Origin of the sequence: Pedococcus sp., assembly GCF_036000045.1 — a bacterium.
GTDB lineage: Bacteria > Actinomycetota > Actinomycetes > Actinomycetales > Dermatophilaceae > Pedococcus.
On record NZ_DASYGF010000077.1, the window covers coordinates 1 to 19,111 of the forward strand.

Below are 19,111 nucleotides of genomic sequence, written 5' to 3' on the forward strand. Positions count from 1 at the left end.
CCGACAGGGACGCTTCGGCTACGCCAGCCGCCACCTGCTGGTGGCGGTCGACCGGGTCAAGGGTGTGCCGGAGGCATACGAGTCGCTGCGTGAGCACAGCGCCTCGGTGCAGGTGCGCACCATCCTCCAGCACGCCTGGGCGGAGTTCGAGCACGACGTGCGGTACAAGGGCACCATCCCCGAGGAGCACGTCCCCGACCTCGACCGGCGGTTCACGCTCGCGGCCGGGCTGCTCGAGCTCGCGGACCGAGAGTTCTCGGCCATCCGCGACCGGCTCCAGGCCACCATGGGCGATCATCAGCTGACCATCGACGAGAACGACCCACGCATCAGTGCCTCGGATCTGGCCACCTTCCTGGCTGGGTGCTTCCAGGACGCGGGCTGGTCCCGGACCGACCACTACGCCTGGATCTCCGGGCTGCTGCTCGAGCTGGGCATCACGTCACTGGACGAGCTGGGCGGTCTCCTGAGCTCGATCGATGCGCCCGGCATCAATGCTCGGATGGCCTACCGCTACCCCGCCGGAGCCGTGCGACGGCTCGACGACGCGCTGCTGGCGGTCTTCGGCGCGCGCTATGTGGCGCTGCATGGCAATGCGCACCGCGAGCAGGCGCTGCTCGCCCGTCTCGAGAAGCTGCGCACCCCGAGCTGACCGCCGAGATCGCGTTCTCACGGATCGGTCACACTCTGCCGTCTTCGTCGGTCATACACATGACCGACGCAACGCGGTCGACGCGACAGCACCCCGCTGACTTCCGTCCGAGATCCGAGCAAGGAGCTCCCCATGTCCGACCAGAGTGCGCCCTCTCTCAAGACCATCATCTATCCCGTTGACGACCTGGCCAGGGCCAAGACCGTCTTCACGGCGCTGCTCGGCGCTGCCCCGACCACGGACGAGACGTACTACGTCCAGTACTCACTCGACGGCCAGGAGATCGGCCTGGACCCGAACGGCGTCAAGAAGGGCATGACCGGCCCGGTGGGCTACTGGCACGTGACCGATCTCGCCGCGACGCGAGATGCCGTCCTCGCGGCCGGCGGCAGTGTCGACCAGGCTGTCCAGGACTTCGGCGGCCGGCTGGTCGGGACGGTCAAGGACGCGGCCGGCAACGTCATCGGCCTGATCCAGAACGGCTGAGAGCGGCCGCCACGTCTGGATGCCGTCTGCCGATCACGCCGGTATGAGCCGGCTGTCACCCCATCGGCATACGCTGCCAAGCATCAGCACATCCTCGACCCCGAACCACGACAAGGAGCACCGATGGCCTCGCAACTCAACCCCTATATCAGCTTCTCCGACAACGCCCGACAGGCCTTCCAGTTCTACCGCGAGGTGTTCGGGGGCAACCTCACCCTCAGCACGTTCGGCGAGTTCGGCCAGACCGAGGGCGGCGACCTGATCATGCACGGCGCACTCGAGACCGACAAGGGTCTCCACCTCATGGGCGCCGACACGCCTCCGGGGATGGAGCGCCGCGAGGGCAGCGCGATCACCGTCAGCCTCAGCGGCGACGACCCCGAGCTGCGCGGCTACTGGGACAAGCTCTCCTCGGGGGGCACCGTGACGATGCCCCTGGAGAAGCAGATGTGGGGCGACGAGTTCGGCATGTGCGTCGACCAGTTCGGCGTGCCCTGGATGGTCAACATCGCCGGGGACTCTGCGCCCAAGCAGTAGCCGCCCGAGCGTTCAGGACGCCGTGAGCAGGCCTGCGGCGGCGCGGGCCTGCGACTCGGCGGCGATGGCCGCCATGGCGGACTCCATGTCGCTGAAGGTGCGGTTCACGCCCCAGCACTGGACCGTGAAACCGATGACGTAGTCACCGAGGATGGTGCCGACCTCAGCGCCGGTTCCATCGGTGACCACATAGTGGCCGGCGCGGCCGATGATCATCGGCAGTGCACCGGGGTCCTGCACCTCGGAACTGTGATCGGGACTGTGAGCCGGCTCGACCTGGAGGTCGGTCACCCTGCCCACCTCGAGGTCGGCAGGGTGACCACCCTCCAGGTCAGAGGGCTGGCCGAGAACGGCGGCCGACTCTCCACGGAGGGCCCCTGCGGCCCGATGACGTCTGCGTTCAAACCACGACATGGCCTCTCCCTGCTACGTAGTCGCGACTCGCGCTGATGTTCTAGTACTTTTAAAGAAACAGTAAAGAGATAGTAAAGTCAATCACCCGTCGACCCCGAAGTGCGGGCGTCGTGACCCCCCAGCCCGACCACCCTCGTCGGACTGTCCGCTCATGAGCGGTATGCCGCATTCGCTAGGCCGCGAGGGCCGTGACCGGGGGCCGTGAGCGGCTAGGAGATGCGCAACCAACCCGGTGCGCGAGAGCGGAACTCGCCCGCGCCGAGCCTTCCGACACCCTCAGGCAGGCAGCCGAGCAGAGGGGCCCCGGCGACACGCGGCAGGTCCTCGAGGTTGGTGCGCTCGGCCAGTCCCGGTGCGGCGGGATACGACCCCACCAGCACTCCCAGCAGCGGGAGCTGCCGGGATACCAGCGCCTCCGCGGTCAGCGCAGTGTGGTTCAGCGTACCGAGGCCGGCCGCGGCAACCAGCACATAACCGACACTGACTCCCTTGTAGCGCAAGGCCACCCCCAGATCGGCCAGCGTGCCGCCCCGGTCGTCCAGCCGGACCAGCAGACCACCGGCCCCCTCCACCAGGACGACATCGACCTGCTGGGCCAGCTCGGCCACCCTGCGGGCATGCTCAGCTACTGCCGGCAGCGACGCTCCCTCCAGGCGCGCGGCGGTGTCCGGGGCCAGCGGTGCACGCAACCGCACGAGCTCATGCGTCGTCACGCCCTCGTCCGGGCCGACGAGACGCCGCACGTCGGCGAGATCACCGTCCTCGTCAGGGCCGATGCCCGTCTGCAGGGGCTTGACCACAGCCACGCTGGCGCCGCGGCGACGCAGCATCACGGCGAGCGCCGCCGTCGCCACTGTCTTGCCGACATCGGTGCTCGTGCCCGTGACGACGACGATGTGCGGCAGCGAGATCGGTTCAGCCACGACGGGTCAGCTCCCCGAGGACCTGTGCCGCCTGTTCGACCTGGTCGGGTCGATGGTCTGCGTGCGCGGTGAGCCGCAGCCGCGAGCTGCCGTCGGGGGTGGACGGCGGCCGGAAGCATCCGATCCGGATGCCGCGCGATCCGGCGGCCGCGACCGCCTCCAGCGCCTCGGCCGGCCCCGGCATGGCGACCGACAGCACCGCCCCCGCGGGCCCGTCGACGCCACAGGCCTCGGCCAGCCGCGCTGCGTTGGCGCGAACGGCCCGCGCCAATGCCGGGTCGCGCGCCAGCACCTCGAGCGCACCCAAGGCGGCGCCCGCAGCAGCCGGAGCCAGTCCCGTGTCGTAGATGAACGGACGCGCGGTGTTGACGAGGTGCTCGCGCACGGCGGGGTGCCCGAGGACCGCGCCGCCCTGAGCGGCGAGCGACTTGGACAGCGTGGCGGTCACCACGACATGGTCGCGGCCGCTCAGACCAGCCGCAGCGACACCCCCTTCGCCCCCGGGCCCGACCACGCCGATGCCATGAGCGTCGTCGACCACCAGCACGGCGGCATACTCCGAGGCGAGCTCGGCCAGGTAGGCCAGTGGAGCGGCGTCCCCGAGCACCGAGTACACCGACTCGACGACGACCAGCGCTCGCGGCAGGGACCGCCCAGCGAGGAGCTCCCGCACGTGGTCGAGGTCGTTGTGGCGGCTGACGGCCACCGTCCCACGGCTGAGGCGGGCGCCGTCGATGAGCGAAGCGTGCGCGTGCGCGTCGGAGACGATGAGCGTCTGGTCGTCCGCCAGTGCCGTGAGGACGCTGAGGTTCGCGTGGTAGCCGGTCGAGAACACGAGGGCGGACGGTGCGCCGGTGAGCCGGCAGAGCGCCTCCTCCAGCTCTTCGTGGATCCTCAGGGTGCCCGTCACGAGTCGCGAGGCCCCCGAGCCACCGCCGTACGTCTCCGCGGCTGCCACAGCCCCCGCCACGACGGCCGGGTGCCGACGCAGCCCGAGATAGTCGTTTCCCGCGAGGTCGAGGACCTCGTCCGCCTTGAGCGACGCTGCCTGCCGACGAAGACCGGCCCGGTCTCGGGCCTGCTCGGCCTGCGCCAGCCAGTCGAGGAACGCGCTCACGACCGCATCCTCTCAGCCGTGGACATCGCGGACCGCCCCCACCAGCGCCTCGCCGATAGCGCTGACGTCGTCTGGGCCCGTGACAAAGGGCGGCATCGTGTAGACGAGGTCGCGGAACGGCCGCACCCACACCCCGCGCTGCAGAGCCGACGCAGTCACCTGGGCCACCCGGACGGGTTCGCGCAGCTGGATGACGCCCACCCCGCCGAGCACCCGCACCTCCCGCACCGACGAGAGCCCCGTCGCCGGGGCCAGCCCGCGCGTGAGGCCTGCCTGGAGGGCCGCCACCTGGCTACGAAAGTCGTTGGCCTGCAACAGGTCCAGGCTCGCGAGAGCGATCGAGCAGGCCAGTGGGTTCGCCATGAACGTGGGTCCGTGCATCAGGGCGCCCCCCGCTCTCTCGCTGCTCACCCCTTCGGCCACCTCACGCGTGCACAGCACGGCGGACAACGTGAGATAGCCACCGGTCAGGGCCTTGCCCAGGCACATGATGTCGGGGACGACCCCCACCTGCTCCATCGCGAACAGCGTTCCCGTCCGGCCGAACCCGGTCGCGATCTCGTCGAAGATGACCAGCGCCCCGTGCTCCCGGGCCAGCGAGGCAAGGACGCGCACGGCATACGGGCTGTAGAAGCGCATGCCGCCCGCGCCCTGCAGCACCGGTTCGACGATGACGGCAGCCACCTCGTCCGCGTGCGCGGCATAGAGGCGTCGGGTGGCGCGCTCCCACTCGACCATCGCCGGGTCGTCGTCGGCCACATCCACCCCGGCCGGCGGCGCCGGAGCGAAGAGATGCTCGGGGAGTATGCCGGTGAAGAGGGAGTGCATGCCGCCCACCGGGTCCGTGACGGACATCGGGGAGAACGTGTCGCCGTGGTAACCGCCGCGGATGGTGAAGAACCGGGTGCGCCGGGCGCCGCGGCCGACGTGGAGCTGCAGCGCCATCTTCATGGCGACCTCGACGGCGACCGAGCCGGAGTCCGCGAAGAACACCCGCTGCAGCGCCTCGGGTGTGAGGCCGACGAGGCGCTCCGCCAGGGCGACAGCCGGCTCGTGGGTGAGGCCGCCGAACATCACGTGGCTCATCCGGCCGAGCTGCCGCTGCGCTGCCGCGTCGAGCTCGGGGACGGCATAGCCGTGGATGGCGCACCACCACGAGGACATCGCGTCGATGGCCTCGACGGCCGAACCGTCGCGCAGCCGGAGGGCCAGACGCACCCCAGCGGCGGACTCCGCGAGACACGGCACGCCAGGGTCGCTCGCCGAGGAGTACGGATGCCACACATGCGCCTGGTCGAGCGCGAAGAGCCGCCCGAGGTCACCCACTGCTGCTGCTCACCCCGTGTTGGACGCACTCGGCCGACCACCCGCGCGGCAGCACCTGCACCTTCATCCGGCGGCGACACGCGGCACAGAAACGAGGCGGCTCCAGGGCGAGGGCACGCCGGCAAGCTGCGTGGTCGCCCTGATCCAGCGCACCTCCGCAGCGTCCGCACCACACACTGGCCTCCGGCATACCGGTCGGGCGACTAGAAGGTCTGGCCGAGGGCCTTGATCGGCATCTCGAGGTCGGCGAGGAGAGCAAGGTCGTCGCTGGGGTCGCGACCCAGGGTCGTGAGGTAGTTGCCGACGATGACCGCGTTGATGCCACCGAGCAGGCCGTCGCGCGTCCCGAGGTCACCGAGCGTGAGCTCACGGCCGCCGGCGTAGCGAAGGATGGTGTGAGGCAGGGCGAGCCGGAAGGCGGCGATCGTGCGCAGCGCGTCTCCGGCCTCCATGACGGGGAGGTCGCCGAACGGCGTGCCGGGGCGCGGGTTGAGGAAGTTGAGAGGCACTTCGTGCGGCTGCAGCTCGCCGAGCTGGGCGGCGAGCTCCGCGCGCTGCTCCAGCGTCTCGCCCATGCCGACGAGGCCGCCGCAGCACAGTTCCATGCCGGACTCCTTGACCATGAGACAGGTGTCCCAGCGCTCCTCGAAGGAATGCGTGGTCACGACCTGGGGGAAGAAGGAGCGGCCGGCCTCGAGGTTGTGGTTGTAGCGGTGCACGCCCATGTCGACGAGGTCGTCGACCTGCTCCTGGCTCAGCATGCCGAGCGAGGCGGCGACCTGGATGTCGACCTCGGCCTTGATGGCGGCGACGCCCTCGCGCATCTGGCTCATGAGGCGCTCGTCGGGGCCACGCACGGCGGCGACGATGCAGAACTCGCTGGCACCGGTCTCCCGGGTCTGCTTGGCGGCGCGCACCAGCTCGGGGATGTCGAGCCAGACCGAGCGCACCGGCGAGGTGAACTGGCCCGACTGGCTGCAGAAGTGGCAGTCCTCGGGGCAGCCGCCGGTCTTGATGGAGACGATGCCCTCGACCTCGACCTCGGGGCCGTTGTACTTGAGGCGCACTTCGTGGGCGAGGGCGAGCAGGGCCTCGAGCTGGTCGTCGGGGGTGCGGAGCACCTCGAGGATCTGGCCGTAGGTCAGGGGCTCGCCGCGGTCGAGCACCTGCTCGCGGGCGAGGTCGAGCATCGTGGCGCTGGCGGGGGCCTCGGCAGTCATGACCTGAAGTGTGACGCACGCGCGCGCGAGATACGCGCCGGGTCTCACCTCGCGAACGTCAGTGTGGAACGTCACGCAGGACGATCACGAGGAGGGCTTGGGGATGACGCAGCTGACCTTGGGGTTGACGCCGGCATAGTTCAGCGGCCCGGCGACCACGGTCAGCGCGATCGTGCCGGCCTTGGCGCAGTTGCTCGGGTCGGACTTGAAGTACCCGCGCTGGTAGGTGGCACCCACGCCGATGAGCAGCCAGATGACGACCACGAGGGTGATGAGTCGGGAAATCATACGAATCCTCCCTGCTCGGACGGCGTCGGTCGACCCGGTCCGGACGGTGACGCCGGGCATTGCATCCGGCAACTACAACGATAGTGGCGATTTGTTCGTGGAATTTGGCGAGCGCGGCTCTAGAATTTTCGGCAGCGTCGTGAGCAACGACGTGCTCGTGAACCGGCTCGGCGTAGCGCTGGTGTAGTGGCTGGTGCGCCGAACCTCACTCCAGGAGGTTGCCTCATGACGACGACGACAGGCCGGCCCAGCAAGTCGACGCATCAGCTACGGCGCGAAGTGGGCCTGATCGGGCTCCTCTGGGCCTCGATGGGGTCCATCATCGGCTCGGGCTGGCTCTTCGGCGCCCAGAAGGGGCTGATGGCTGCTGGTCCCGCTGCGATCATCTCGTGGGTGATCGGTGGCGTCGCCATCCTCATCCTCGCCCTGGTGCACGCCGAGCTCGGTGGGATGTACCCCGTCTCCGGTGGTACGGCGCGCTTCCCGCACTACGCCTTCGGTGGCGTGGCGGGCGCGTCGTTCGGCTGGTTCTCGTGGCTTCAGGCAGCCACCGTGGCGCCCATCGAAGTGTCGGCGATGCTGACCTATGCCCAGCACTACAGCTTCGCGAACGGCTGGCTCGACCCCAAGACGGGCGTCCTGACGACCTCCGGCATCGTCGTCGCGGTGATCCTGATGGCCATCCTCACCGCGATCAACTTCCTCGGTGTCAAGAAGCTCGCTGCCACCAACAGCGCGGCGACATGGTGGAAGGTCGCCATCCCCCTGCTGACGATCTTCGTGCTGGCCTTCGCGAACTTCCGCCCGAGCAACTTCAACGCCGGTGGCGGATGGTCGCCCGAGGGCATCAAGGGCATCCTCGGAGCCGTCTCCACCAGCGGAATCATCTTCTCCTACCTGGGTTTCGAGCAGGCTGACCAGCTCGCGGGCGAGAGCAAGAACCCGCGTCGCGACGTCCCGTTCGCCATCATCGGCTCGATCCTCATCGGCATGGTCATCTACATCGCCCTGCAGCTGGCCTTCCTCTACGCCCTGCCAGCCAGCGCGATCGGCAAGACCTGGACCGACACGAGCAGCAAGGCGTACTACACGGTGTTCACCGGACCGTTCGCCGAGCTCGCGACCGTGCTCAGCATCGGCTGGCTCGCCGCAGTGCTCTATGCCGACGCCATCATCTCGCCAGCCGGCACCGGCCTGATCTACACGACCGGCAGCTCGCGGGTCTCTTACGGCCTGTCCCGCAACGGCTACATCCCGACGGTCTTCGAGCGGCTCACGAGCCGCGGCGTTCCGACCATCGGGCTCATCGCGGCCTTCATCACGGGGTGCATCTGCTTCCTGCCGTTCCCGAGCTGGCAGTCGCTGGTCGGTCTCATCACCAGTGCATCGGTCCTCATGTATGCCGGTGCCCCGCTGTCCCTTGGCGTCTTCCGGCGCCGGCTCCCCGACGCCACCCGGCCTTACCGGCTGCCCGCGGCCGGGTTCCTGTCGCCGCTGGCGTTCGTGATCTCCGGGCTCATCATCCTGTGGTCGGGCTGGGAGACGGACTGGAAGCTGGGTGTGGCCATCCTGATCGGCTACGTGATCCTCGTCGTCAGCCGGGTGTTCCACCTCAACGACCGCGAGCCGGTGCTCGACTGGCGTGCGGCTTCGTGGCTGCCGGTCTACCTGGTCGGCATGGGCCTGATCGTGTACCTCAGCGACTTCGGCCCGCTCAAGTCCCCGATCTTCGGTCTGTGGTGGGACATGCTCGCCGTCGCCATCTTCAGCCTCGTCATCTACTACTGGGCGATGGCGGTCGCTCTGCCCGCAGCGAAGATCCAGGAGATGGTGTCCGAGGTCGTCCTCCCCGAGGAGGAGGCGCTGGACTACCACACGGTCTAGATCCGCTGGATCTCTGGATCCTGCATCAGACGGCGACCATCCGTGACCTCGGTGTCACGGATGGTCGCCGTCTGTCGCGTGGCGCCGCGGCGTCTAATGGCGGGTGAGGAGCACCGTCTCCGTCTCGTGCGCCGTGCTCTGGCGCTCGTTCTGGCGTGGGACCCGGCGGGGCCCGACGGCTGCGGCGAGGACTCCGGCGTTCGGGAGCGAGAAGGGGCCGTCAGCCGTCAGGATCTGGGTGTACGCCAGACCGATACCGATGACCTGGCCGGAGTACTCGCCTCCGAGAGCTCCTGAGCGCAACACGATCGACTCGCCGATCTGGAACGGACGGGACGTCAGCAGGACAAGGCCGGCGAAGAGGTTCGCCAGCGCCTGCTGGGCGGCGATGCCGATGACGACACCGGTGATGGCACCGGACAGCAGCAGCTTCTCGATCGGGACGCGCAGCACGGTGAGGGCGATGATCGTGGTGACCAGGTAGCCGACGACGGTCAGGCCCAGACGCAGTCCGCTCGCAGTCCCGGGGCCGGCCCGCAGCGCAGCGACGCGAGCCACCTCGTTCGCGGCAGTGCGCACACTGATGGCGGCGGCAATGACGAACGCCATGGCGCCACCGAAGGACAGCAGTCGCGGCGTCAGGCTCGCGGACTGCGGAGTGCCGAACCCCGCCAACAGCGCCAGGAGCACCATCGCCACGAGGGCCGCCGTCGCGGCACGTCGCAGGTCGGGTCGAGCAAGAGTGCTTCTGCTGAGGTGGATCAAGGACACAGACCTTTCGGGCCGAGGGTGGGTGGGGATGCCGCAGCGCGGCCGTCACCCACGATAGGTGCCCCACCACAACGTCACCTGTGTGGCCCGGCGATGCTCCGCATGGCTCGCCGGAGGGCTTAGAAGCCGTCGCGAGCCATGTTGGCGAAGCGGCTGTAGTGGCCCTGGAAGGCGAGGACCAGGTCCTTGGTCGGACCGTTACGGTGTTTGGCCACGATCACGTCGGCCTCGCCTTCGCGACCGGACTCCGGTGAGCGGTCACGGTGCAGCAGGATCACCATGTCGGCGTCCTGCTCGATCGAGCCCGACTCACGCAGGTCGGACATCTGCGGCCGCTTGTCGGTCCGCTGCTCGGGGCCACGGTTCAGCTGCGAGATCGCGATGACGGGCACCTCGAGCTCCTTGGCGAGCAGCTTGAGCGCGCGCGAGAACTCCGAGACCTCTTGCTGGCGCGACTCGACCTTCTTGCCCGAGGACATGAGCTGGAGGTAGTCGATCACGACGAGCTTGAGGTTGTGCTGCTGTTTGAGGCGGCGGCACTTGGCCCGGATCTCCATCAGCGACATGTTGGGCGAGTCGTCGATGAACAGCGGGGAGTCGGAGATCTGCCCCATGATGCGGGCCAGCTTCTTCCATCCCTGGTCGCCGATCGTGCCCTTGCGCAGGTCCTGCAGCTGGATCTGCGCCTCGGCCGAGAGCACGCGCATGGTGATCTCGGAGCGGCTCATCTCGAGGGAGAAGATGGCCGTGGCCATCTTGTGCTTGATCGCCGCGGCACGGGCGATGTCGAGCCCCATCGTCGACTTGCCGACGGCCGGGCGGGCGGCGAGCACGATCATCTGCCCGGGGTGGAGACCGTGGGTCAGCTCGTCGAGCTCGATGAAGCCGGTGGGGACACCCAGCATCTCGCCGGCATCGCGCCCTGCGGCGACCTCGATCTCGTTGAGCGTCTCCTCGAGGACGTCACCGAGAGCGATGTAGTCCTCGCCGCCGCGCTTGTCGGCCACCGCGTAAACCTCGGCCTGCGCGGCGTTGACGATGTCCTCCACGTCGCCGTTGCCCTGCTGGTAGCCGAGCTGGACGATGCGCGTGCCCGCCTCGACGAGCCGACGCAGAACCGCGCGCTCGCTGACGATCTCGGCGTAGTAACCGGCGTTGGCTGCCGTCGGCACGACCTGGATCAGCTGGTGCAGGTACGCCTGGCCGCCGATGCGCTGAAGGTCGCCCCGCTTGGACAGCTCGTCCGAGACCGTGATGGCGTCCGCAGGCTCCCCGCGACCATAGAGGTCGAGAATGGCGTCGTAGATCAGCTCGTGGGCAGGTCGGTAGAAGTCCTGGCCGCGCAGTCCCTCGACGCAGTCGGCGATCGCGTCCTTGGACAGCAGCATGCCGCCCAGGACCGACTGCTCAGCGTGGACGTCCTGGGGTGGGACCCGGTCTTCGCCACCGGGGGGCCCGTCGCCACCAGACCTGAAATTGCTTGTGCTCAGCTCCGCAAGAGACACTCGCAACCTCCCCCGATCTGTCCGAATATCAACGCTGTGACTTGAGTACACCACCCGCCGCTGACAACCGCCGAACAATGGTGACCGGCACACGCTAGAGCCGTCCGACACGGGGCTCAAACGGGACCTGTGCAAAGGGTGGGGACAACCTGTGGGCCACGCCCGGACTCCTTGTGCACAGTCGGGGGATAACTCTGTGGATTTCGCGCCGCTATGTCCCTGATCACCCCTCTGACCTGCACCGATGCCGTCCACCGGGTGTGGACCCGAATCTTTTTCGGGCGTGTCCACCCCGGACTCGTCCACATGACCCACGCCACACTGGAATGCCCAAGCAGACCCGCATCGGCCGGCATACGACGTAGCCTGCAGGCATGTGTCGCAACATCCGCCAGCTCCACAACTTCGAGCCGCCGGCCACCTCTGACGAGGTGCGCGCCGCGGCGTTGCAGTACGTCCGCAAGGTGAGCGGCAGCACCAGGCCGAGCGCCGCCAACCAGGCGGCCTTCGACGAAGCGGTCGCCGAGATCGCACACGTCACCCAGCACCTCCTCGAGCACCTCACGACCAGCGCGCCTCCCAAGGACCGCGAGGTCGAGGCGACCAAGGCGAGGGCCCGCGCGCAGGCGCGGTACGGCGCCGCCTGAGGGGGCGGCCCGCACCCCATCGGTGCCATGAGGCGTATGCCGCGTGCCCACCGTCGGCCTTGCGCTCGGGCGCGAGCGTCCTGTGGATATCTCGGCTCCGGTGTCCCAGGTCCCTGCCACAGTGGCGGATATGAGCGCCTCTGTATCGCCGCACCAGGTGGCACACCGACCAGGCTTGGACCAGGCCGCGACTGACGAGCCTGGGCAGCCGCTGCTCTGGGGGGCCGGCGAGCCTGCCGAGCAGACGGTCGGTCGACGCAGACTCGTCACGCACCTCGTCCTGGTGGACGGCCTGCCGGCCGACCACTGGGTCGAGGAGAGCGTCGACGGCACGTGGGAGTCCCGGGTTGGCCGGCAGGGTCCCGTGCGACCGCTCGCCGGGCTGCCGCGACACGAGGTGGCACTGCGTTGGCTCGAGGCCGCGGTCGGCGGAGCCGAGGCCTTGGAGTCGCTGGACTGCGCTCCCCTCCCGCTCCGGCCGATCGACCTGTCCACCGTGCCTGCACGCCTGCACGACCGGGTCCGGGCGATCAGTGCGCGGTGCGACGACATCGCTGTCGAGGTCTTTCGCGATCCCGAGCTGAGGGCGGTGTTCAGGCACGTCCTCGGCTCGATCCTCTCCCTCGACCCCGGGACATTGCTGCGCAGCGAGCGCGATGACACGGCGACCGGTGCGGTCGTGTGGATCGGCGGTCAGGCCAACGGCCTCATCGGACCGCAGGGGACGGTGCTGGCTCGCGACCTCTGGGACCGGCTCGACATCTCCTCCAGTGCAGCCGCGAGGGGCTCGGGCATCCTGCAGCGGTTGGTGGGCCAGGACCGCGACCTCGATGCCCCCGCTCATTGGGGGGCACCCCACCTGCGGATCACGGGTATGGCAGGGGCCCTGCTCAGCGTGAGCAGGGCCGTGCTCGTGGCGCGACGTGACGCCGCGTGGGCCGACCGTGACGCGGCCCGAGGGGCCTCACCCTGAGAACGGCCAGCCCAGCTGCATGGATGGTCGCGTCGCCGGGTCGAGCCCCGGCTCGATGTAGTGCTCGCGCCCGAAGAACGCCGCGAAGAAGTCGTCCGGCATCGAGAGCATGAACTCGATATCCGTGGCCTGGCTGCGGTGCGCCTCGAGGGCGGCCCGCCGCTGAGGCAGGTACCCGCTGACGTCGACCTGCCAGGTGATCTCGGACGCGGGGGTGCCCAGCGGGTTGCCGTCATCCATCGGACCGTCGGGGTTGAAACCGCTGTCCGCCTCCCCAGCGGCGAGCGTCGCCTCATAGAAGCCCCGTACGAGATCGCGGTTCATGGTCGACTCCAACAGCCGAGGCCGTCGCGCGGCGAGCTCGGCTGCCCGGTGCACGACCCCGTGCACCTTGACGTGGTCGGGATGCCCGTAGCCACCGTGCCAGTCATAGCCCACGAGAACGTCGGCCTCCTCCTCGTCCAGGATGGCCGCGACCCGGGCGGCGGCCTCGTCGACATCGGCGCCGTGGAAGGCGCCCTCGAGGAGGTTCTGGGCCCACCCAGTCATGCCAGAGTCCCGGTAGCCCAGCCACGCGACCCGCTGCACACCGAGCACCTCCGCCGAGGCCATCGCCTCGCGTCGCCGCCAGTCCACCAGGGTCTCCCCCTCGCCGAGCCCGAGCGCGGGCAGCTCGCCATGGTCGCCGTTGGTCGCGAACACGGTGACCACCCGGTGCCCCTCGGCGACGGCCCGCGCCATGGCTCCCGCCGTCTGCGAGGCCTCGTCGTCGGGATGGGCATGGAGGAACACGATGGTGGACTTCGTCGGGTTGTCAGGGGTCGCAGACACGGGCCCATCATGCCAACGAACCGACGCGCTAGGTCGTATCGTGCATACTAATAGTTAATAGTGCCTATTTTTAGGTAGCGTCACAGCCCATAGCGCTGCACCCCCCCGGCCCGGCTCCGAGAGGCAGTCGGTCACTGATTCCGCCATCGTGAGGGTAGGAGCCCCTCGTCCGCCCCATCGAGAGAGTGAAGTGAAGCCCGATGACCACCACGACCCCCGAGACCGGCGAGCGCGACGTCTCCGCCCTGGTTGCCTCGCTCGACCTGTCCACCAAGGTCCGCCTGCTCACCGGCGCCACCTCTTTCACCCTGCACGGCGAGGAGTCGATCGGGCTGGAGCCGATGGCCTTCTCCGACGGCCCCACGGGCGTGCGCGGCCTCAAGTTCACCGGCGGCGACCACGTGGCGCTGTTTCCCAACGCCACCCTGCTCGCGAGCGCCTGGAGCGAGGAGACCGCCCGTGAGGTCGGCGAGCTCTTGGCCGAGGAGGCCGAGCGGCAGCGCATCCACGTCGTCCTCGGGCCCACGATCAACCTGCACCGGTCCCCCCTCGGTGGCCGCCTCTTCGAGGCCTACTCCGAGGATCCGCTGCTCACGGGGCGGCTCGCCGCGGCATACGTCCAGGGGTTGCAGGCCAAGCGCATCGGCGCCTGCCTCAAGCACCTCGTCGCGAACGAGTCCGAGACGCTGCGCAACTACATGAGCTCCGAGCTCAGCGAGGAGGCCCTGCGCGAGCTCTATCTCCTGCCGTTCGAGATCGCCGTCGAGGACGCCAACCCCTGGTCGATCATGGCCGCGTACAACGACATCAACGGCGTCGCCGCGACCGAGCAGCAGCACGTCAACAACGAGGTGGTCAAGGACGCGTGGGGCTGGGACGGGCTGCTCATGTCCGACTGGTTCGCCACCAAGAGTTCCGCGCCCGCGGCCCTGGGCGGTCTCGACCTGGTCATGCCCGGCCCGGACGGACCGTGGGGGGAGGCCCTGGTCCGCGACGTCGAGTCGGGTGCGGTGCCGGAGTCCGTGGTCGACGAGCACGTATGCCGTCTGCTGCGCCTGGCCCAGCGCGTCGGTGCCCTGGGCGCCCCGAGGGAGTGGCCCGCCACGTCGACCGCGCCCGACGCACCCGAGCGCCGTGAGCAGCTGCGCCGCCTCGCGACCGAGGGCATGGTCGTGCTGCGCAACGAGGGCGGGGTGCTGCCTCTGTCCGGCGACGCCACCGTCGCCCTCGTGGGGCGCCACGCGGTGGAGACCATCTGCATGGGAGGGGGCTCCGCTCAGGTCAACCCGCCGTACCAGGTCTCCATCGCCGAGGGGCTGACCGGGGCCATCGGTGAACGGCTCACGGTGGTCGACGGAGTCGAGGTGCGCGAGCACGCTCGAGCCGCGGATCCCGCGTCCGTCCGCGACCCCGAGAGCGGTGAGGAGGGGCTGCGCGTCGAGTACCTGGACGCCGACGGCGTGGTCATGTCCGCCGAGCACAGCTCCGTCTGCGAGGTGGCGACGGGCTGGGACGACACGCTCCCCCGCCCCACCCAGCGAGTCCGCCTGACGGGCCGGCTGGCCGATGTGGGCACGCTGAGCACCGATGGCACGGTGCGGCTCGGTGTGACCGGTACCGGCTCATGGCGACTTTCCGTCGACGGCGAGCTGATCGGGGCGACCGACCTGCTGGCGCAGGGGGCCGACCCCGGCGAGTCGATGCTCAAGCCGCCGGTGTGGACCGTGGACGTGGAAGCCGCGCCCGGCGCCCTGGTCGAGGCCGAGCTGACGGTGGTGCGCTCCGAGCCTCAACCCGGTCCGGACGGGTCGATGAGCACCCTGTCCCACGTCATCGCCTCCGGCATGGGGGTCAAGGGCCTGGTGGTGGCCCCGGTGCCCGCGCCGGCGCGGGTCACGATCGAGCGGGCCGTTGCCGTCGCGCGTCAGGCCGACATCGCGGTGGTCGTGGTCGGGCTCACGCCAGAGCAGGAGACCGAAGCCACCGACAAGCACACCCTGCGCCTGCCCGGCGAGCAGGACGCGATGGTCGCCGCCGTCGCCGCGGCGGCTCGCCGCACGGTGGTCATCGTGAACGCCGCGACGCCCATCCTGATGCCCTGGTCCGGCGACGTCGACGCCATCCTCGTGGTCGGCCTGCCTGGACAGGAGGGTGGTCATGCGGTCGCCGACGCGCTGCTCGGCATCCGTGAGCCCGCGGGCCGGCTCGTCACCTCCTGGCCGGCCGCGGACGGCGCGGCCCCTGCCTGGGACGTGGAGCCGACCGACCTGCGACTGGAGTACACCGAGGGCACCTTCGTCGGCTACCGCGGCTTCCACGCCGGCCGCGCTCCCGCCCCCGCGCACTGGCTCGGAGACGGGCAGGGCTACGGCTCGTGGGAGTACGACAGCGCCGAGCTGCTGGGCACCGGCCCCGCCCCGAATGTCGGCGTGCGCGTGCGCAACACCTCCGACCGAACCTCGCGCGAGGTCGTGCAGGTCTACTTCCAGCCCTCCGAGCCCGACCAGCCGATCCGCCTTGTCGGGTGGAGCACGGTGACGGTGGCGGCGGGAGAGACCGCCGACGTCCAGGTGTCCACCGATGCCCGCCTCTGGCGTCGCTGGGACACCGCGAACGGCGCGTGGACGACGCTCGCCGACGGCGGCCGGCTGCTCGTCGCGCGCGGGCTGGGCGACGTCAAGGCCACCGTTGCCCTCGGCTGAGCTGGCCCGGCATACAGTCACGAGCATGCCCGCCACCCCTGCCGCCCACGCACCGCGTCGGGCGCGGGGACGCCCTCGCGGGGCGGCAGGCACCGCCGAGGCCACCCGCGAGCGCATCGTGGCCGCGGCCAGCGAGCTGTTCGCCGAGCGCGGGTTCCACAGCACGCCCATGACGAGCATCGCCGAGGCCGCACAGCTGAGCCAGACCGGGCTGCTGCACCACTTCCCGTCCAAGGACGACCTGCTCGCCGCCGTGCTGGAGCAGCGCGACGTCCGCGACTTCGCGACCCTCTCGGCGCGCCGGTCCGAGCGGGCCCGCGGCTGGGACGCCTGCGACGACCTGGTCGAGCTGGTCCGGCTCAACGCCGGCCGCGAGGCGTTCGTCCGGCTGTTCACGAGCCTGGCGGGTGAGGCCGTGGACCCCGATCACCCCGGTCACGGCTGGCTCGGACGCCATCACCGGCAGGCGGTCGCGGTCCTCACGCGCGCGCTGGGTGAGGCGGTCGAGGACGGCGCCGCCGACCCCGCCATCCCAGCGGAGAGCATCGGACGGCAGCTGGTGGCACTGATGGACGGGCTGCAGCTCCAGTGGCTCATGGCTCCCGACGAGGTCGACATGGCTGCCGAGGTGGCCGACTACGTAGCCACCGTCCGGAGCCGCTGGGGTCGCGAGCCGGAGGCGCCCCCTCGCGGCTAGCCTGACGCCGGTGAGCAGAGCGCCCCACGACCCGACGCAGAGCCGTGAGATCCTGCGGCTCGCCGTACCGGCCTTCCTCGCACTGGTCGCGGAGCCCCTGTTCCTGCTGGCGGACTCGGCGATCATCGGCCACTTGGGCACCGCACAGCTCGCGGGCCTGGGCGTCGCGAGCGCGACCCTCCTCACGGCGGCCAACGTCTTCGTGTTCCTCGCCTACGGCACCACCTCGATCGTGGCGCGCCAGATCGGGGCGGGGTCGCAGCGCAGCGCCCTCGAGGCCGGCATCGGCGGGTCCTGGCTCGCGGTCGGCCTCGGCGCGGTCACCGCAGTCCTCGTCGCCGCCGGTGCCGAACCCCTGTGCCGGTTGTTCGGGGCCTCCGGACCCGCAATCGCGTATGCCGCGACCTACCTGCGGATCTCGGCGCTCGGCATACCGGCCATGCTCGTGGCCCTGGCCGCCACAGGCGTGTTGCGCGGGCTCCAGGACACCCGGACCCCACTCGTCGCCTCGGTCACGGGGTTCTCCGCCAACGTCCTGCTCAACCTGTTCCTCGTCTACGGTCTGGGCTGGGGCATCGCCGGCTCGGCCTGGGGCACGGTTATCGCCCAGACCGGCATGGCGACCGGCCTCGTCACCGTCCTGGTCGCCCACGCCCGCCGCGCGGGCGCGACGCTGCACCCGCATCCGGGACGCGTCCTGCGGGCGGCGGTCACCGGCATACCGCTGCTCGTGCGCACGCTCGCCCTGCGTTCGATCCTGCTCCTCACCACCTGGGTCGCCGCCGGTCTCGGTGACGTCCCACTGGCCTCCCACCAGGTCGCCGCGACGGTGTGGAGCTTCCTGGCGTTCGCCCTCGACGCACTGGCCATCGCAGCCCAGGCGCTGACCGGGCGCGCACTCGGAGCCGGCGATGTCGCCGCCGCCCGCGCGGCCACCAGCACCATGGTGCGCTGGGGCGTATGGGGCGGCGCGGCCCTCGGCCTGGCCGTCCTCGGCGTGCACTCGGCGCTGCCGGTGCTGTTCACCACCGACCCGGCCGTGCGCGCGGCACTGGCGAGCGCGCTGGTCGTCGTCGCGCTCGGGCAGCCGCTGTCCGGGTATGTCTTCGTCGTCGACGGAGTGCTCATCGGGGCCGGCGACGGTGCGTGGCTCGCCAAGGCGATGGGAGCGACGCTCATCCTCTACCTGCCGCTCGTCTTATGGGTGCACGCGAGCGGCCACGCCCTGGTCAGCGCCGGCGCCCCGTATGCCGTGCGCGTGCTGTGGGTGGTGTTCACCGGCTTCATGGCGATCCGGGCCTGCCTCTTCTGGTGGCGGATCCGCGGGGACGCCTGGGCCGTGGTCGGAGCTGCCCGATAGAGAGCACGAGGCCGCCACCCCGGTCGGGGTGACGGCCTCGTGAGGCGGGCTGTGATCAGCCGGCGACGACGTCCAGCGCCACGGTGGCCTGCACCTCGGGGTGCAGGCGGACCAGCGCCTGGTGGGTGCCGACCGACTTGATCGGGTGCGTGATCTCGATCTTGCGACGGTCGAGCTCGGGGCCACCGGCCGCCTTGACGGCAGCAGCCACGTCCGCGGTCGAGACGGCGCCGAAGAGGCGACCGCCCGTCCCGGCGTGCGCGACGACCTTGACGGCCTTGTTCTCGAGGTTGCCCTTGATCGACTTGGCCTCCTCGAGCGTCTTCACGGCGCGGACCTCACGGCCCTTGCTGATGGCCTCGACCTGCTTCTGGCCGCCCTTGGTCCACGCGGTGGCCAGGCCACGGCGGAACAGGAAGTTGCGGGCGTAGCCGTCCTTGACGTCGACGACGTCACCGGGGTTGCCCAGGCTGGAGACCTCGTGGGTCAGAATCACCTTCATGTGTCAGATCCTCCTAGCGCCCGAGCTCAGCGGGACGAGCTCGAGTAGGGCAGCAGCGCCATCTCGCGGGCGTTCTTGACCGCGGTGGCGATGAGGCGCTGCTCCTGGACGGACACCCCGGTCACCCGGCGCGCACGGATCTTGCCGCGGTCGGAGATGAACTTGCGCAGCAGCGCGGTGTCCTTGTAGTCGATGTTCTCGACCTTCGCCGCCTTCAGCGGGTTGGCCTTCTTCTTGGGCTTGCGCACAACGGGCTTGGCCATCGTGGTGCTCTCC

20 protein-coding genes are annotated in these 19,111 nt (G+C 70.0%); 9 read left to right on the plus strand and 11 right to left on the minus strand.

The genetic code is table 11. From position 1 onward, the window contains the following. From VGN50_RS12055 to VGN50_RS12065, 3 genes are all read left to right on the plus strand, one after another. Window positions 1–652, plus strand: a 652-nt coding sequence (locus tag VGN50_RS12055; protein ID WP_414694598.1) for a GTP pyrophosphokinase, incomplete at its 5' end; no start/stop codon positions are given. Between the two features lie 132 nt (window positions 653–784). Then, complete coding sequence (locus VGN50_RS12060) at window positions 785–1,138, plus strand: VOC family protein (protein WP_327445037.1); 354 nt, start codon at window positions 785–787, stop codon at window positions 1,136–1,138. A gap of 123 nt (window positions 1,139–1,261) precedes the next feature. After that, a complete protein-coding gene (locus VGN50_RS12065; protein ID WP_327445038.1) occupies window positions 1,262–1,675 on the plus strand; it encodes a VOC family protein in 414 nt (137 codons plus the stop codon). 12 nt (window positions 1,676–1,687) lie between these two features. Here the strand turns inward: VGN50_RS12065 and VGN50_RS12070 are convergent, their stop codons facing one another. The 6 genes from VGN50_RS12070 to VGN50_RS12095 all read right to left on the minus strand — a co-directional run bounded on the left by VGN50_RS12070 (window position 1,688) and on the right by VGN50_RS12095 (window position 6,963). Beyond that, the gene (locus tag VGN50_RS12070) at window positions 1,688–1,966 is read right to left on the minus strand and encodes a hypothetical protein (RefSeq protein ID WP_327445039.1); all 279 of its coding nucleotides are present in this window, start codon (window positions 1,964–1,966) and stop codon (window positions 1,688–1,690) included. Between the two features lie 332 nt (window positions 1,967–2,298). Continuing rightward, entirely contained in the window at window positions 2,299–3,012 is a 714-nt protein-coding gene (bioD, locus tag VGN50_RS12075) for a dethiobiotin synthase (protein WP_327445040.1), read from the minus strand. After that, on the minus strand, window positions 3,005–4,129 hold the full coding sequence (locus VGN50_RS12080; RefSeq protein ID WP_327445042.1) for an aminotransferase class I/II-fold pyridoxal phosphate-dependent enzyme: 1,125 nt from the start codon (window positions 4,127–4,129) through the stop codon (window positions 3,005–3,007). The genes bioD and VGN50_RS12080 overlap by 8 nt, the downstream gene beginning before the upstream one ends. Window positions 4,130–4,141: 12 nt before the next feature. Continuing rightward, window positions 4,142–5,455 carry an adenosylmethionine--8-amino-7-oxononanoate transaminase gene (locus VGN50_RS12085; protein WP_327445044.1) on the minus strand — a complete coding sequence of 438 codons (1,314 nt, stop codon included), beginning with the start codon at window positions 5,453–5,455 and terminating at the stop codon, window positions 4,142–4,144. A 203-nt stretch (window positions 5,456–5,658) separates the two neighbouring features. Then, on the minus strand, window positions 5,659–6,675 hold the full coding sequence (bioB, locus tag VGN50_RS12090) for a biotin synthase BioB (protein WP_327445045.1): 1,017 nt from the start codon (window positions 6,673–6,675) through the stop codon (window positions 5,659–5,661). 84 nt (window positions 6,676–6,759) lie between these two features. Continuing rightward, a complete protein-coding gene (locus VGN50_RS12095) occupies window positions 6,760–6,963 on the minus strand; it encodes a hypothetical protein (RefSeq protein WP_327445046.1) in 204 nt (67 codons plus the stop codon). 225 nt (window positions 6,964–7,188) lie between these two features. Here VGN50_RS12095 and VGN50_RS12100 point away from each other — a divergent pair, with 225 nt between their 5' ends. Beyond that, window positions 7,189–8,847, plus strand: a complete 1,659-nt coding sequence (locus tag VGN50_RS12100) for an APC family permease (RefSeq protein ID WP_327445047.1) — start codon at window positions 7,189–7,191, stop codon at window positions 8,845–8,847. Window positions 8,848–8,940: 93 nt separating this feature from the next. Here VGN50_RS12100 and VGN50_RS12105 read toward each other — a convergent pair whose 3' ends face one another. Next, a complete protein-coding gene (locus VGN50_RS12105) occupies window positions 8,941–9,612 on the minus strand; it encodes a mechanosensitive ion channel domain-containing protein (protein WP_327445048.1) in 672 nt (223 codons plus the stop codon). A 125-nt stretch (window positions 9,613–9,737) separates the two neighbouring features. Further along, window positions 9,738–11,108: a replicative DNA helicase gene (gene dnaB, locus VGN50_RS12110; RefSeq protein ID WP_327445057.1), complete on the minus strand. Its 1,371-nt coding sequence runs from the start codon at window positions 11,106–11,108 to the stop codon at window positions 9,738–9,740. A gap of 389 nt (window positions 11,109–11,497) precedes the next feature. Between dnaB and VGN50_RS12115 the strand changes: the two genes are divergently transcribed. Together VGN50_RS12115 and VGN50_RS12120 are read left to right on the plus strand one after the other, a co-directional pair. Further along, a complete protein-coding gene (locus VGN50_RS12115; RefSeq protein WP_327445049.1) occupies window positions 11,498–11,770 on the plus strand; it encodes a DUF2277 domain-containing protein in 273 nt (90 codons plus the stop codon). Window positions 11,771–11,900: 130 nt separating this feature from the next. Continuing rightward, window positions 11,901–12,743 carry a hypothetical protein gene (locus VGN50_RS12120; RefSeq protein WP_327445050.1) on the plus strand — a complete coding sequence of 281 codons (843 nt, stop codon included), beginning with the start codon at window positions 11,901–11,903 and terminating at the stop codon, window positions 12,741–12,743. On the opposite strand, the gene VGN50_RS12125 is transcribed toward VGN50_RS12120, so the two are convergent. Next, window positions 12,735–13,574 carry a PIG-L deacetylase family protein gene (locus VGN50_RS12125; RefSeq protein WP_327445051.1) on the minus strand — a complete coding sequence of 280 codons (840 nt, stop codon included), beginning with the start codon at window positions 13,572–13,574 and terminating at the stop codon, window positions 12,735–12,737. The two genes, VGN50_RS12120 and VGN50_RS12125, sit on opposite strands and share 9 nt — an antisense overlap. Window positions 13,575–13,774: 200 nt before the next feature. On the opposite strand from VGN50_RS12125, the gene VGN50_RS12130 reads away from it, so the two are divergent. From VGN50_RS12130 to VGN50_RS12140, 3 genes are read left to right on the plus strand one after another with little or no spacing between them, the layout of a single operon-like run. After that, window positions 13,775–16,276 (plus strand): beta-glucosidase family protein, encoded by a 2,502-nt coding sequence (locus VGN50_RS12130; protein ID WP_327445052.1) that lies wholly within the window; start codon window positions 13,775–13,777, stop codon window positions 16,274–16,276. 25 nt (window positions 16,277–16,301) lie between these two features. Beyond that, a complete protein-coding gene (locus VGN50_RS12135; protein ID WP_327445053.1) occupies window positions 16,302–16,973 on the plus strand; it encodes a TetR/AcrR family transcriptional regulator in 672 nt (223 codons plus the stop codon). Window positions 16,974–16,983: 10 nt separating this feature from the next. After that, window positions 16,984–18,333, plus strand: coding sequence for an MATE family efflux transporter (locus tag VGN50_RS12140; protein WP_327445055.1), 1,350 nt, complete (start codon window positions 16,984–16,986; stop codon window positions 18,331–18,333). A gap of 55 nt (window positions 18,334–18,388) precedes the next feature. On the opposite strand, the gene rplI is transcribed toward VGN50_RS12140, so the two are convergent. Further along, window positions 18,389–18,835 (minus strand): 50S ribosomal protein L9, encoded by a 447-nt coding sequence (gene rplI / locus VGN50_RS12145; RefSeq protein WP_327445056.1) that lies wholly within the window; start codon window positions 18,833–18,835, stop codon window positions 18,389–18,391. A 26-nt stretch (window positions 18,836–18,861) separates the two neighbouring features. Continuing rightward, window positions 18,862–19,098 (minus strand): 30S ribosomal protein S18, encoded by a 237-nt coding sequence (gene rpsR, locus VGN50_RS12150; protein ID WP_056884210.1) that lies wholly within the window; start codon window positions 19,096–19,098, stop codon window positions 18,862–18,864. Between the last annotated feature and the right edge of the window lie 13 nt (window positions 19,099–19,111).

Coding starts and splice junctions, on each gene's coding strand:
- VGN50_RS12060 (WP_327445037.1), top strand. CDS start 785: ATGTCCGACCAGAGTGCGCCCTCTCTCAAGACCATCATCTATCCCGTT.
- VGN50_RS12065 (WP_327445038.1), top strand. CDS start 1,262: ATGGCCTCGCAACTCAACCCCTATATCAGCTTCTCCGACAACGCCCGA.
- bioB (WP_327445045.1), bottom strand. CDS start 6,675: ATGACTGCCGAGGCCCCCGCCAGCGCCACGATGCTCGACCTCGCCCGC.
- VGN50_RS12095 (WP_327445046.1), bottom strand. CDS start 6,963: ATGATTTCCCGACTCATCACCCTCGTGGTCGTCATCTGGCTGCTCATC.
- VGN50_RS12100 (WP_327445047.1), top strand. CDS start 7,189: ATGACGACGACGACAGGCCGGCCCAGCAAGTCGACGCATCAGCTACGG.
- VGN50_RS12115 (WP_327445049.1), top strand. CDS start 11,498: ATGTGTCGCAACATCCGCCAGCTCCACAACTTCGAGCCGCCGGCCACC.
- VGN50_RS12120 (WP_327445050.1), top strand. CDS start 11,901: ATGAGCGCCTCTGTATCGCCGCACCAGGTGGCACACCGACCAGGCTTG.
- VGN50_RS12130 (WP_327445052.1), top strand. CDS start 13,775: ATGACCACCACGACCCCCGAGACCGGCGAGCGCGACGTCTCCGCCCTG.
- VGN50_RS12135 (WP_327445053.1), top strand. CDS start 16,302: ATGCCCGCCACCCCTGCCGCCCACGCACCGCGTCGGGCGCGGGGACGC.
- rplI (WP_327445056.1), bottom strand. CDS start 18,835: ATGAAGGTGATTCTGACCCACGAGGTCTCCAGCCTGGGCAACCCCGGT.
- rpsR (WP_056884210.1), bottom strand. CDS start 19,098: ATGGCCAAGCCCGTTGTGCGCAAGCCCAAGAAGAAGGCCAACCCGCTG.